The following is a 14296-nucleotide window of genomic DNA, read 5'->3' on the forward strand; positions in this document are numbered from 1 at the left end:
TTTAATATTATTTTTATTTAAGTATTTGTTTATAAAGTTTAAAAAAAACAAAATAACCCCAGTTTTCGATATTTGTTAGCACATTATATGTATTTATTCTTTGAGTTTTATAAAAAAAAACCAAAGACTTTTAAAACTTAGTATTTAATATATTTTACGATAGAATCCAAAAACTTAATGAATTAGGAAAGAGTTAAAATGAGAAAAATTAATATAAAAGATTTAGAACTAAATATTGATATAACACAAATTTTAAATTTATATGCTTCAAAATCTTCAATTATTATTGATGTTGATGGAAAAATTTATAATAATTTAGATGATGTGAAGAAAAAAGCAGTAATTTATAAAAATTTGGAGTTTAAACAAATGCCTTCAATTTTAGATGCGAAGGCTATTGCTAATCAACTTTTTGCAGATTATAAACCTATGATAACTGGTACAAATTGTAAAATAAAACCCGTTTCAAATTGGCAAAATATAATTGATATGAATAAAGAAAATATGCTTTATTTTGACCATCAAAGTGATGGTGTTGAGATGTTTGAAGATAAAGAACTTGAAAATTACGGTTGGAATGCAAGTGCTTTAGAGATAAATTATAGACAAATTAGTGAATTTATCGAAGAATCTTGTGAAGGAGTATTGCTTTGCTATGACAATGAGATTCAATTTAGTGGATTTGTAATTGTTGATGATATTGAAGATGTAAGAATAAAAGTGAAAGATTTTATTTGTAAAAAAGCACAAGAAAATATAAAAGATGAATTAATAGATTTAGAAGAAGATGATGTTATTGAAGCTTTAGAACTTTTTGGAATAGAGGCTTAGTATGGAGCAATTTATTCAGGACTGGGGATATTTAGCTCTGTTTTTATACTCTTTTGGTGGGGGATTTGTAGGACTTGTATTTGCAGGAGTTTTATCTTATGCTGGAGATTTGAATATTTATATTTCTATTTTAGTAGCAGGAGTTTCAAACTTTTTGGGTGATCAGTTTTTGTTTTTTTTAGCTAGAAAAAATAAAAATTATGCAAAAGAGATGATGGGAAAATATGGTAGAAAAATAGCACTTGCTCATTTGATGATGAGAAAATATGGTTCTTTTGTTGTATTTATACAAAAATATATTTATGGAATAAAAACATTAATTCCTCTTGCTATGGGACTTACAAAATATTCAGCTACAAAATTTGCAATTTTTAATGCACTTGCTACTATTTTATGGGCTTGTGTAGTTGGTTATTTAAGTTTTGTTGCAGGTGAGTATATACTTAGTTTAAGTGATGATTTTAAATATGTGGGATTAGGGATAGTTTTAGTAGTATTTTTAATCGTTTCATATATTTTTAAAAGAATAGAGAAATAGTTATGGAAAAATTTTCACAATTAAATTTATCAAAAGAGTTTTTAGCAAATTTAAACTCTCTAGAATATACAAATATGACACCAATACAGCAAAAAAGTTTGCCTTTGAGTTTACAAAATAGAGATTTAATAGCTCAGGCAAAAACTGGTTCTGGAAAAACTGTGGCATTTTGTATTCCTCTTTTAAACAAAATTGATGTAAAAAATTTCAGAATTCAATCTTTAATATTAGCTCCAACAAGAGAATTAGCAAATCAAATAGCGCAAGAACTTAGAAAACTTTCAAGACATATTCATAATCTAAAGGTACTTACTCTTTGTGGAGGAGTTCCTTTTAAACCTCAAGTTGTTTCATTGTTTCATGGAGCTCATATTGTTGTAGCAACTCCAGGAAGAGTTTTAAAACATATAAAAGAAGAGAATATAAAACTTGAAAATATAAACACTTTGGTTTTAGATGAAGCTGATAAAATGCTTGATATGGGTTTTTATGATGATATTATTGAAATAATAAATAGTTTACCAAAAAATAGACAAACTCTATTATTTTCAGCAACTTATGAAAAAAATATAGAAAAACTAGCTTTAAATATATTAAAAAATCCAGAATTTGTAAAAGTTGAAAATGAAGAAAAAGTTCATATAAAACAGAAATTTTATAATGTAGATGAATCAAATAAAACGGCACTTATTCCAGCTCTTATTTCATCAAATAAAGCAAAAACAATTTTAATTTTCTGTAATATGAAAATAACTTGTGACAAGTTAGCTGATGATTTATATGATTTGGGATTAGATGTTTTAACTTTACATTCGGATTTAGACCAAAAACAGCGTGATGAAACTATTATTTTATTTTCAAATAAGTCATATCCTATTTTAATAGCAACAGATGTTGCTTCAAGAGGACTTCATATTGATGATGTGGATTTAGTTATAAATTATGATTTATCATTAGATGAAAAAATTCACACTCACAGAATCGGAAGAACTGCACGTGCTGGAAAAGGTGGAATAGCAATCTCTTTATATAATTCAAATGATTATGAGAGAGTTGAACTTATCAAAGATACTTTTAGTGATATAAAAGAGGAAAATATATCAAATATTGAAGATGATTTATCATATAAAATTGATTCGGATTTAAGAACAATTTTTATAAATGGTGGTAAAAAACAAAAATTAAGAGCAGGTGATATTCTTGGTGCTTTAACAGCTGGAATTGGTTTAAATAAAGAAGATATTGGAAAAATTGATATTTTAGATTTTGCTTCTTATGTTGCTATAAATAAAGAAAAAATAGAGTATGTTTTAGACAAATTATCAAAGTCAAAAATAAAAGGAAAATATTATAGAATTTATGAAAAATAATTTAAAAAATCATATGTCATAATTTAGATAAATTTTTCATAATTGTTAATCAAAATGATTATATAATAGATACCATATTGTAAAAGGAAAAATGTTGATTAAAAATAGATTATTTTTAAAAATGATATTAATATTTACATTGCCTGCATTAGGAATCTTATATTTCAGTTCTGTATTAGTTTATGAAAAAGTTGAATTAGTAAAAGAAGTAGATAATACTTATGATAATTTGACATATTTAAATGCAGTTAAAAAATTGATTTCGCAAATTCAAAAAGAGAGAAGTTTATCTGTAAAGTATCATCTTTCAGAAATTGAACTTCCAGAACTTTTAGAACAAAGAAAAGATACTTCGAAATCGTGTGATGAATTAAAAAAATTAATTTCTAGTTTAAGTTTAGAGAATCGTTTTAGTCAATATAAAAATGAATTAAAAAAATTAGAAGATTTTAGAAATAAATTGGATAGTTTTGATATAGATTTAGTAGAAGTTTTTCAAATATATACTTCTTTAAATAAAATAATTTTATCTTCTTTATCAACATTAAAACCTGTAAAACTTGATATTGGACTTAACAGTGATTTTGCAAATATTTTAAATTTTTTAAAATTTGAAGAATCATTACAAATAGAAAAAGATTTAATTGAGATTTATTTAACAAAAAAGAGTTTAGAACCAAAATTATATGAGCTATTTTTAGAGAACTATTTTATTCAAGATTCAAATAAAACGCTTTTTTATACAAATATAAATTTAGAAATTATGCAAAAATTAAATATAAAATTTAATGAAGAACACACAAGTAAAATTTTTAATATTAAAAATAGTATAAAAGAAAATATTCAATCAAATAATAGTTTAAAAATTCAAGAATGGGAAAAAATATCAAATGAAAATTTAGAGAATTTTAATAATATTTTTAATTCTTTAATTTCTTCTATTGAGCAGTCATCAAAAAAATATCAAGATAAAATTTTAGATGATAGAAATAAAAGTTTGATTTTTCTTTTTGTTTGTTTTTCAACATTGATATCTTTACTTTTTGTTTTAAGAAATATCATATTTAATGAACAAAAGAGTTTTATGATAGTTCAAAAACATAAAGATATTTATGAATTATTAAATCAAGCGAATAAATTTTTGTTAAAATTTTTTGATAAAAGAAGATTATATTCAAATATTTGTGAGCTTTTATCTGAGAATGAAAATATCAGATTTTGTTTTATATATGATTATGTTGATGATGAAATTACTGCACAAGAAAGTTTACTTAAACAAAAAGTAATTACTCAAATAGGAAATTATCATGATAAAAATCAAAATAATATTGTTTCAAAAACTATAAAATGGGAAACAAGTATTATTATAAATAATTTTGAACAAAAAAATATTTCTATTTTTTATGATGATGCAAAAAAACTAAATATAAACTCTATGGCATCTTTTCCTATTAAAAAGTTTAATAATATAGTTGGAACTTTGGTTTTATATTCAAATGAATCTAATTTTTTTGACCAAGAAGTAGAAGTTCTTTTTGATAAGTTAGTAAATGATATAACACATTGTTTAGAAAAGATGGAATATGAAGAGATTAGAATAAAGCAAGAAGATGAATTAAGACTTTCTTCTTATGCTTTTGAATCAAGTGAACCTATGATTATTACCAATAATATAGGAGATATAATAAAAGTAAATCAGGCTTTTTGTACAGCTATGGGATATGCTAAAGAAGAAATTTTAGGAAAAAATCCAAGAATTTTTAAATCAGGACATCAAGACAAAAGATTTGGTGATGAGTTATGGAATAGTTTAAAAGTTCAAGGTTTTTGGAGTGGAGAGGTTTATAACAAAAAAGCAAATAATGAAATTATTCCATTAAGAGCTACAATAACAGCTATAAAAAATAAAGAAGGAAAAATTACACATTTTTTAGGGCAATATATAGATATCGGTGAACAAAAAGATAAAGAAAAAGTTTTAGAATATCAAGCAACTCATGATAACTTAACAGGTTTACCAAATAGATTATTATTACTTGATAGAATTGAACATGCAATTACAAAAGTAATAAGACATAAAATAGTTGGTGGTTTAATATTTATTGACTTAGATAATTTCAAAGAAGTAAATGATACTCTAGGACATGATGTTGGAGATGCTTTACTTATTATGGTTGCAAAAAAAATAAAAGAAGTTGTAAGAGATGAAGATACAATAGCTAGAATAGGTGGAGATGAATTTATAGTTTTAATTGATAATATAGGAAATGATAAGGATGTTGCAAAAACAAATATATCAAATTTAGCTATAAAAATAAAAGATGCGTTAAACTCAATTACAACTATTGAAGGTCATATAAATGTGTCAACACCAAGTATTGGAATAACGTTATTTAATGATTCAAGTGTTAGTGTTAAAGATATTATAAAACAAGCAGATACTGCAATGTATGTGGCAAAAAAACAAGGTAAAAATTCAATAGAGTTTTTCTAAAGAAGAAAATTAATTAAAACATAGATAAAATAAATACTTAAAATAAAAAAAGGAATATTATGAAAAGTGCAACAGCAAGACATCTATTAGTTGATAGTGAAGAGTTATGTTTAGAATTAAAAACTAGAATAGCAAACGGTGAAAAGTTTGAAGATTTAGCAAAAGAGTATTCTTCTTGCCCATCTGGATATAATGGTGGAGATTTAGGAAACTTTTTTCAAGGTCAAATGGTTCCTGAATTTGATGCAGTTGTATTCAATGAAGCTATAAATGTAGTTCATGGACCTGTTAAAACGGATTTTGGTTATCACTTATTAGAAACAACTTCAAGAAGAGATTAATTTCTCTTCTACTTCTTCATCCCATAAAATAGAAACTCCGTACTCTTTATCTGTTATAACATACTTAAAATACTCTTTTGTTCCAGCTCTTCCATGAAGTCTTACAATTATTTGTTCATCTTCAAGTAGTTTTTTCATTTCATATTTTGAAAAACTTCTTTTATTCCATCTTAAAAATACATTTGAATAAACCCTAAATGTGCAAGTTGAATCAGCTGTAAATACAAACTGTTCACTGTCATCATACTCTTTTTTTGCATTTTCACAAGAATAAAGATTTACTTTTTTTCCATTAGCACTACTTTTAATTGCATGAACACTGCCTTTACAATATGGACATTTTCCTAATATCATATTTTAAACTCCAAAATAAACATATTAGTAATTTTACTAAAAATAAAAATTATGCTTTAAAAATATGGCAAATTGTAATTTAAATTTTATGGTGCAAGTCTTGATATAGTCCAATTTCCATTTTCTTGTAATTCGTATAAAAATCTATCATGAAGTCTATCTTGTCCACCTTGCCAAAACTCTATTTTTGTAGGTTTAATGATATATCCACCCCAGAAATCAGGAAAAGGAACTTCTCCTTTTACAAATTTTCTTCTTATTTCATCAAACTTTTGTTCAAGCAAACTTCTTGAACTTATAACTTGACTTTGGTGTGAAACCCAAGCTCCGATTTGACTACCTTTAGGTCGTGAGAGAAAATATTTTAAAGATTCAGTTTTTGATATTTTTTCTATATTTCCTTCTATTTTTACTTGTCTTTCTAAATCTAGCCAAGCAAAAAGTGCTGCTGCTTTGGGATTCTCTTCAACTTGTTTTGCTTTTGTACTTTTATAATTTGTAAAAAAAACAAAACCTTTTTCATCAAAGATTTTAAGTAATACAGTTCTAATACTAGGCATCATATCAGTTCCAACAGTAGCAAGTGAAAAAGCATTTGGTTCAGTTAATTTTGCTTCCATCGCTTGCTTGAACCAAAGTTCAAACTGTAAAAAAGGATTTTGGTTTAAATCCTTTATATCTAAACCTTTTGTTGTATATTTTGCTCTTAAATGACTTAAATCCAAAACTTATCCTTTGAATTGATTTTTTATATTTTAGCAAAATAGTGTTTTATTTCATTCCCCAAAAATGTCAAATAGTATAGATTTTAATTCTATTTTCATTTCATTTGATAAAACTTTTTTAGTTGAGTATAAATAAAAAGGAACAGTATTTCTCATAGAGTGTTTTAATCTTTTTCTTAAAGTTGAAATTTCATCAATATTGATAAGTTCTTCCCCATCATACAAATAAAAATCTTTTGCTATTCCAAGCTTAAAAGAAACTATTTGATAGGCGAAAAATAGCTCTTCATTTTCATATTTTTTTATAAAATCATCTAAAGCATTTTGAAGTAAATGCAATCTATTTTGTGTTATATAACCAAAACTTTCCCTAAATTTATATCTTTCAACTGTTGTAAAATCAAGAACTTTGTAAAACTCATTTAGATTTTTCCAAGGACTTCTAAATCTTCTTTTACCAAATAAAACTTCTTCAAAACAATACATATATTTCATATCTTCTTTTGATAAAATATTTTTATCTTTTATATCGAAATATTTGTTTTTAAATAATGAAATTAACCAGTTTTCATCTAACATAGAGATTGTGTCAAGCTCTTTTTGCCTATTTTCATTTTTGAAGTTCCAAAGCATAGAAATAGAATTTGATAGTTTTTCTTCATCTTTTTCATTTTCAAAATATTTATCTGATAAATATTGAACTACACTTTCAAGTAAAGTATCTGTTTTTGCTATACCATGATTAAAAATAACTTTCTTATAAAGATTAAATCTCATTTCTAACATATGTTCAATATCAATTAAACTCATATCATAAAAGCTTAGATAAAAAATATTTTCTTTTTCTACTAAAACGGCTTGTTTTGTGATTCTTATATGGTCATTTGGACCGGTTATATAGCCACTTGCTAACATATCTCTATTTATATAATCAAGTCTATCAGCATCAACTGTACTACTTACAAATTCATGTAAAACTTTAAAATCAAATCCTTCAAAAACTTGTTCTTCAAAAATTAAAATAGCTAATTTTTTTATTAGTTTTAAATACTCTTTTTCATAAGATTTAGAGATTAACTCATCTAATTCATAATCAAAAAGTAGTTTTAAGAGATTTTCTCCAATAGCTTCATGTAAAACTTCTTTTGAATTTTTTGTAATTTCTTCATAATTTTCTTTAAAAATTACCTCTTTTTCCAATAAAGCCTCTTGATTTTGCTCTTTAAATTTTATTTTGTCATAAACTTTTTTTAGTGCATATTCAACTTGGTGGGAAAATGGCAGATGTCCTACATCATGAAGTAGGGCAACAATTCTTAAAGTTTGTAAAAAAATAGTATAAGTTGCTCTTTGAACTTTTGATTTTGTTGGAATTGTAAATTGATAAAGTGCTTTGTTATCAAAATATTCCATATCATCAATACTAACTTTTAGATTTTCGTTTTTGATTATAGAAATTATTACTTTTTTTAAAGATGATAAAAAATTATTTTTTGTTTTTTTATCAGCATTTAATAAAGCATTTTTAAACATAAAAGAGGATAAATGCATAGTTCCTAAACTGTGAATAAATCTTTTTGTTGTAATTGATGGGTATGAGAAATAAGCCAATGCATTTTGTGTGATGAATTGAAGTCTATTTACTATCTTTGTTTGCAAAATTTTATCTTCAAGTTTTGTGTATTCTATGTGATTGTAAATAGTATCATTTATTAATCTATTTTGTATTTTTAATCCTTTAATCAAAATTATATATTAGACAATCTTAGCTACTAATAGTTTATAGGTGCTTTAAAAAGGTGATTTGTGGAATTAAGAATTTATATTTTACAAATCATAACATTCATAGTTTTCATAATATATCTTTTTCTTTTTTTATCACTGTTTTCTCTTAATTAATTTAATATAATCTTACACAGATAATATTTTTAATAATTCATCTTTATTTTTCCATTCGTTTATTATTTCATCTGAAAAAACAACTTTTTTTATATCTAATTCAATTAAATTTATATCACTCAAAAAAGCTTCTGCATATCCAGTTTTAGTTTCATGGACTCGAACAGATGTTACTTTAACATCTCCTTCACCATTAGAAAATTTTGTATTTTTTAAAATATGGTCAATAAATTTTAGAAACATCAAACTATAGCTTTCAGCACTTGGAGATACGGGCATCTCTATCCAACGAAGTGAATTTGTTTTAAAAAAATTTTTAAACTCTTCTGATTCTTCTGCCCATAAAGAGTAAGCATGATCAAATGAATCTATAATATTTTTAATATGTTTTTTTGTTAATCCGAAATCTAAAATCATATATCCATTGTCTAGTTTATTAGAAGTGAAAAATAGTTCAACTTTATAGGAGTGTCCATGAATTGATGTTTTACACCTTTTTGTTGAACAATTTCTTACTATATGTGCACCTTCAAATTTGAATTTTTTTCTTATAATCACTTTATGCTCCAAGCTAAAGTTTTATCTGCAAACATAGGAACTACTTGTTCGTTTTTGTAAGAATAAACATCAGGAACTATAAAATCTTTCTTGATTAGAGTAATTGGCTTAGAAATAGGTTTTAAATTATAAATTCTTTGTGCATTTAAACTTACAAATGTATTTAAATTATCTAGCTTTCCATTTTTTTCAAATAATTCAGCTAGAAGTTGTAAAGCAATAGGTGAATTAAATACTCCTGCTGCTCCATGATGACACTCTTTATTGTTTTTTTGATGAGGAGCAGAATCAGAACCAAACATAATTTTAGGATGAGCTTGTAATACTATTTCTTGTAAAGCAGCTCTATCTTCATATCTTTTAACTATTGGTTTACAAAAATTATGTGGATTTAACATCCCACCTGCTACATCATCAAGGGTCAAAAGCAGATGATGAACAGTAACTGTTGCATATAAATTATCGTATTTATCAAGTAAATTTATAGCTTCTTTTGTTGAAATATGTTCCATAATTATTTTAAGATTTGGAAAATTAATAGCTAAAGATTCATAAATAGGTAAAAACTCTTTTTCTCTATCCATCACAAAACCTTTTGTTTCTCCATGTACACATAAAGGAATACCTAATTTACTCATAGATTCTAAAGTGGGTCTTAAAATTTCAACATCCATTGAAGATACACCAGTTTCACTATTTGTTGTTACTCCAAAAGGATAAAGTTTAACTGCAATTATCTCATCTTTTATATCTTCTAAAAATGAGTATGAATAATCCACTTGAAAAAATATCGTTACATAAGGAGTAAAATCTTCATCTTGTTTACAAGCCTCTTTTATTCTTTGTTTATAAGATAATAAAGCCTCTTTTGTAGTAATTGGAGGAAGAAGGTTTGGCATAACAAGTGCACCTGCAAAACTTTTTGAAGTTAGAGGTCCTACAAGTTTTAACATGTCATCATCTCTTAAATGAAGATGCATATCTAAAGCAGAGTTTATAATAAATTTTTCCATACTAGATTTTCCTTTTAATTTGGCGTATTTTAACTAAAGAGTTTTTAAATGCAACTAAGTTGCATTTAATTCTGCTTTGCTAAGATTTCAAAAATATAATTAAATTATAAAAAATAAGAGAGAATAAATTATGAATATTGATTTTAAAAAATCAAATGGTTTAGTTCCAGTTATTGCTCAAGAATTTGGAACAAATGAGGTATTAATGTTAGGTTATATGAACAAAGAGGCTTTTGATTTGACTATTGAAACAAAAATTGTTCATTACTTTTCAAGAAGTAAAAATAGAATCTGGAAAAAAGGTGAGGAGAGTGGTCATATTCAAAAACTAATTGATTTAATAGTTGATTGTGATGAAGATACACTTTTAGCTATTGTAGAACAAGTAGGAAATACTGCTTGTCATACAGGAGCTAAATCTTGTTTTTATAGGTCATATTTTGAAGGCAATGAGTAAAGATTTTTTCCAAATAGAAATACCAATAGTAAAAATTCACTCTGAGTGTTTAACAACTGTTGAATTTATACTAAAAGATATTTGGGTCTAAAAAAATGAATTAGAACACCTACTTTAAAGGATAATGTAATGTTGAAAGAAGAACATATAGAAGAGTTAAAAAACAAACTTTTAGAAAAAAAAGAAAAACTACTTCAAGAAACAACCTTAAGTCAAGGTTTTATTGAAGAGCTTCATAATGATACAAAAGGAGATGAGGCAGATTTTGCGGAGATTTCAAGTGATACATATAATCTAAGTATTCTTAGAGAAAAGCAAATTCAAGAGTTAAGAGAGATAGAACATGCTTTAAAAAAGATTGAGAATGGCACTTATGATATTTGTGAGATGTGCGATGAACCAGTGGGGATAAAGAGACTTAGAGCTAAACCACATGCTAGATTTTGTATATATTGCAGACCTATTTATGAAAAAGAACAAAAAAACTAGATTCTATTTGTATATAAACATGAACTTGTTAAAAAAAAGATTGAGGATGAATCAATTAAATTTGGCTATAAAAACAACTAAAGATAAGGAAATAAGTGAAAAATATAAAAGTAGAATTAGAAAGTATAATATTTAATGTGATGCTACCAGAATCACAAGCTTTTTTAGATGAATTAAATGAAGAGATTGAGAATGGAAATGAAGAAAAAGAGATTATTGAAGCAAAAAAAGATGTTGTCTCTTTTATTGAGGAATTAAATCAAATTTTAGAATTAATTAAAGAAAAGAAACTATCAAATAAAGATGCAAAAGATATGTATAAAAAAATTAGAAATATGCTTGATGAACATGAACATCAATAAATGTTAAAGGAAAAAATGATGACGAATAAAAAAAATCTTAATCTTTCTGGAGAATGGAGTCAAGAGAGATATCCGTTCCGACATATGTCACAGGATAAACAGCCAACAGTTTTGAGCGATATCTATAAGGAGGAGATTAATATAGCCATTTGGCAACGACATAAACAATTTTCAGTAAAAGAATTTTTAGCATTAAATCCTACATTTCAAAAAGAAATGGTCCTAACACCACAAGATGCATTTTCACGTATTAGCGAATCTTTTGATAACAATATGACTGAAGTTAGCGAAGATATTGCTCTGCTTGTAGATATGTTTTGTTATTTGTTTGAACTTAATCAAGTAGGTATGCGATTGAAAGTTTTAGATAAAGCGATGTGCCCTAAATTTCATGTTGACAAAGTACCTTGTCGTCTTGTGACAACTTATCAAGGTATGGCTACGCAATGGTTGCCTCACGAGTTAGTTGATCAAACAAAACTGGGATGGGGTTGTAATGGCTTACCTGATAATGAATCTGGTCTTTACCAAAGTGAAAGTGATATCCAACAACTACATTGTGGCGATGTTGCACTAATCAAAGGTACACTTTGGGAAGGTAATGAAAATGCAGGATTAGTCCACCGTTCACCAGAATTAGTAGCTAATGAAAAGCGTTTGATATTAACTTTAGATTTTATGTAGCTAAATCTTATGGCTTGTCTTCTGAAGCTAAGATATACTTATTATTTATTATAGAAAAGATAAATTACTCTTTTCTATTTTCAAAAATTCTTTCCGTAAATTGGGCAAATTTACCACGAACTGCTTTTTCAAGTTCTATTGCAAACATTTTAAGTTCTGGATGTGCTTCATTTGTTTGTTTTAAAAGAGTTGTTAAGCCATTGTTATATTTATTTAAATACAAATTATCAATTTGTCTATTTGAACCAATAACTATTGCCATGCAACTTTCATCAAGTCTTGAAAGTATTAATTGTGTTGTTTTTTCACTACTATTTTGCCATTCATCCATAATAACAATAGCGCTACTTAAAGTTCTTCCTCTTGCTTCTCCTGGCCATAAAGTTTCTATACAATATCTTGATTTTAATTCATTGATTTTTGATTCTATGGATTCTTGATTATCTTTATTTTCACTCTTTTTTAATTGTTTTTTTGCAACAAATTCTAAAGTATCACTAAGTGCCATATTATAAATTCTAAATTTTTCATCATTTCCAGCTAAATATCCAACATCAGCACCTTTATCAAGAGATTCTATTGAATTTCTAACATAAACAATTTTGTCATATAAACCTAAATCAATCAATCTCATAGCACTTACAATAGACATTAAAGTTTTTCCACTTCCTGCTTTTGCATCAATTACAAGTAAATCATAAATATTAGATAAAATTGCTTTTGTAAATAGTTTTTGTTTTAAATTTACAGGTTTTACACTCAAAGCTTTAAAATCATTCTCTTTTAAAATATCTATTTTTTGATTTGTAATAATTGCATATTCCACATTTCCATCATTACTTTCAAAGCTATATGAAAAATTTTCCATTTCATAGTTTTCATCTATTAATTTTATATCTTTATTTTCTAAACTATTAAATACAGAAGAATCAAGCTGTAGATTTTTTACAAAATTAAATTTCGGAACAGTTGATTTATCATCATGTAAAGTTTCTGTTTTTATACCTTTAAATAGTGCAAAAGTTCTTGCATAGACATCAAGGGATAAAAAGATAGTTTGACAACCTTTGTAGTATTCTTGTGAAATTGATGCAACTTCAATAATTCTTTTATCATTCGATTCAGAAATATGAATTTGTTCAATTACAGTATCATATTTATCTTTTGAAATAATATCAAGATTTAGTTCATCATTGAAAAGTTTTACAACTTTAAAACCTGTTTTATAATCAACTTCTTTTATTTTCATCTTTGCTAATAATCTTGCAAATTCTCTTGAATAGTATCCTAACTCATTTGTAAGCTTCTTTTTATCCTCTAATTCAAGAAGTACAGTTTCAGGGATAACAATATGATTAGTTTTATTGTCTGATATTTTGTAGAGATTTTGAAGATTTTGTAAGATGATGTTTGTATCTAGCACATATACTTTTTCTTTCATAAGAAATTTTAATATAGATAAATAACAAAAGAGTTACAAAATTGCTGATTTTTTAGACAAGTATTTGAAATAATAAATATAAATATTTTAATATTAAATTTAAAAAATTAGTTTTAAAGTAGGCAGTTTTTCAAGCTAAGATTGTAAATATAATCTTAGCTTAAAAGTAAAAGATTTTAATCTTTTGATAGTCTAATCAATGAGTTTATCATAGCAACAGCACTCTCTTCATTTAGAGGTTTTTCATAAGTTGTTAGTAACTCTCTTGCTAGAATATTTGCACCTAAATGTTGATACATTAATCTCATAGCTTGAAGACCTTTTGCTCCACCACCACCGCTGTGCGTAGCAAGTCCAACTATTTTTTCATTAAAAGCATCTCTCCAGCTCTTTGTAGCTCTTGAAGTCCAAGACATAGCATTGTTTAATACAGGAGGCATTACTCCGTTGTATTCAGGTGCAACAATAATAAATGCTTTTAGTTCTAAAATTTTAGTAGCTAAATCTAAAACAGATTCAGGAATACCATTTTCTTCCTCTTCTAGTGTACTATATAAAGGTAATTTTAAATCAACTAAATTTATAAATTCAACTTCACAATTTTGACTTAGTGCTAACTCTTTTAGTTTTAATCCTAATTTTAAGTTATTATTAGAGCTAGCAACTAATATTCCTATTTTTGGCATAATAATCCTTATATATTTTTTTAAAAAGGTATTATAGCAAAGCAATACTTTATA

Annotated in this window: 16 protein-coding genes; 9 read left to right on the forward strand and 7 right to left on the reverse strand. The window is 25.6% G+C overall.

Features of this window, described 5'->3' with window-relative positions:
- The first annotated feature begins 198 nt into the window (after positions 1–198).
- The 5 genes from AAQM_RS03735 to AAQM_RS03755 all read left to right on the forward strand — a co-directional run bounded on the left by AAQM_RS03735 (position 199) and on the right by AAQM_RS03755 (position 5574).
- Positions 199–831, forward strand: coding sequence for a hypothetical protein (locus tag AAQM_RS03735; protein WP_129096239.1), 633 nt, complete (start codon positions 199–201; stop codon positions 829–831).
- Position 832: 1 nt separating this feature from the next.
- Positions 833–1369, forward strand: coding sequence for a DedA family protein (locus AAQM_RS03740; protein WP_129096240.1), 537 nt, complete (start codon positions 833–835; stop codon positions 1367–1369).
- A gap of 2 nt (positions 1370–1371) precedes the next feature.
- Complete coding sequence (gene dbpA / locus AAQM_RS03745; protein ID WP_129096241.1) at positions 1372–2739, forward strand: ATP-dependent RNA helicase DbpA; 1368 nt, start codon at positions 1372–1374, stop codon at positions 2737–2739.
- Positions 2740–2833: 94 nt separating this feature from the next.
- Positions 2834–5233: a diguanylate cyclase domain-containing protein gene (locus AAQM_RS03750; protein ID WP_228722701.1), complete on the forward strand. Its 2400-nt coding sequence runs from the start codon at positions 2834–2836 to the stop codon at positions 5231–5233.
- 59 nt (positions 5234–5292) lie between these two features.
- Positions 5293–5574: a peptidylprolyl isomerase gene (locus AAQM_RS03755; RefSeq protein ID WP_129095986.1), complete on the forward strand. Its 282-nt coding sequence runs from the start codon at positions 5293–5295 to the stop codon at positions 5572–5574.
- Here AAQM_RS03755 and AAQM_RS03760 read toward each other — a convergent pair.
- The 5 genes from AAQM_RS03760 to pyrC all read right to left on the reverse strand — a co-directional run bounded on the left by AAQM_RS03760 (position 5560) and on the right by pyrC (position 10123).
- Positions 5560–5928 (reverse strand): hypothetical protein, encoded by a 369-nt coding sequence (locus AAQM_RS03760; RefSeq protein WP_129095985.1) that lies wholly within the window; start codon positions 5926–5928, stop codon positions 5560–5562. The two genes, AAQM_RS03755 and AAQM_RS03760, sit on opposite strands and share 15 nt — an antisense overlap.
- A gap of 86 nt (positions 5929–6014) precedes the next feature.
- Positions 6015–6653 carry a pyridoxamine 5'-phosphate oxidase gene (pdxH, locus tag AAQM_RS03765; protein WP_129095984.1) on the reverse strand — a complete coding sequence of 213 codons (639 nt, stop codon included), beginning with the start codon at positions 6651–6653 and terminating at the stop codon, positions 6015–6017.
- Between the two features lie 51 nt (positions 6654–6704).
- Positions 6705–8399: an HD domain-containing protein gene (locus AAQM_RS03770; protein WP_228254543.1), complete on the reverse strand. Its 1695-nt coding sequence runs from the start codon at positions 8397–8399 to the stop codon at positions 6705–6707.
- 165 nt (positions 8400–8564) lie between these two features.
- Positions 8565–9110, reverse strand: a complete 546-nt coding sequence (locus tag AAQM_RS03775; protein WP_129095983.1) for a 6-pyruvoyl trahydropterin synthase family protein — start codon at positions 9108–9110, stop codon at positions 8565–8567.
- Positions 9107–10123 (reverse strand): dihydroorotase, encoded by a 1017-nt coding sequence (gene pyrC, locus AAQM_RS03780; protein ID WP_129095982.1) that lies wholly within the window; start codon positions 10121–10123, stop codon positions 9107–9109. Before pyrC ends, AAQM_RS03775 begins: the two co-directional genes overlap by 4 nt.
- A 130-nt stretch (positions 10124–10253) precedes the next feature.
- Between pyrC and hisI the strand changes: the two genes are divergently transcribed.
- From hisI to AAQM_RS03800, 4 genes are all read left to right on the forward strand, one after another.
- Positions 10254–10580, forward strand: a complete 327-nt coding sequence (hisI, locus tag AAQM_RS03785; protein WP_129095981.1) for a phosphoribosyl-AMP cyclohydrolase — start codon at positions 10254–10256, stop codon at positions 10578–10580.
- Between the two features lie 129 nt (positions 10581–10709).
- Positions 10710–11069: an RNA polymerase-binding protein DksA gene (gene dksA, locus AAQM_RS03790; RefSeq protein WP_129095980.1), complete on the forward strand. Its 360-nt coding sequence runs from the start codon at positions 10710–10712 to the stop codon at positions 11067–11069.
- 95 nt (positions 11070–11164) lie between these two features.
- A complete protein-coding gene (locus tag AAQM_RS03795; protein WP_129095979.1) occupies positions 11165–11431 on the forward strand; it encodes a DNA repair protein Rad50 in 267 nt (88 codons plus the stop codon).
- A gap of 18 nt (positions 11432–11449) precedes the next feature.
- Positions 11450–12115, forward strand: a complete 666-nt coding sequence (locus AAQM_RS03800; RefSeq protein ID WP_129095978.1) for a DUF1826 domain-containing protein — start codon at positions 11450–11452, stop codon at positions 12113–12115.
- 64 nt (positions 12116–12179) lie between these two features.
- On the opposite strand, the gene AAQM_RS03805 is transcribed toward AAQM_RS03800, so the two are convergent.
- A complete protein-coding gene (locus AAQM_RS03805) occupies positions 12180–13556 on the reverse strand; it encodes a PhoH family protein (RefSeq protein ID WP_129095977.1) in 1377 nt (458 codons plus the stop codon).
- A 176-nt stretch (positions 13557–13732) separates the two neighbouring features.
- On the reverse strand, positions 13733–14242 hold the full coding sequence (locus AAQM_RS03810) for an NADPH-dependent FMN reductase (RefSeq protein ID WP_129095976.1): 510 nt from the start codon (positions 14240–14242) through the stop codon (positions 13733–13735).
- Positions 14243–14296 lie beyond the last annotated feature (54 nt).

This window comes from Arcobacter aquimarinus (assembly GCF_013177635.1).
GTDB classification, from domain to species: Bacteria; Campylobacterota; Campylobacteria; order Campylobacterales; family Arcobacteraceae; genus Aliarcobacter; species Aliarcobacter aquimarinus.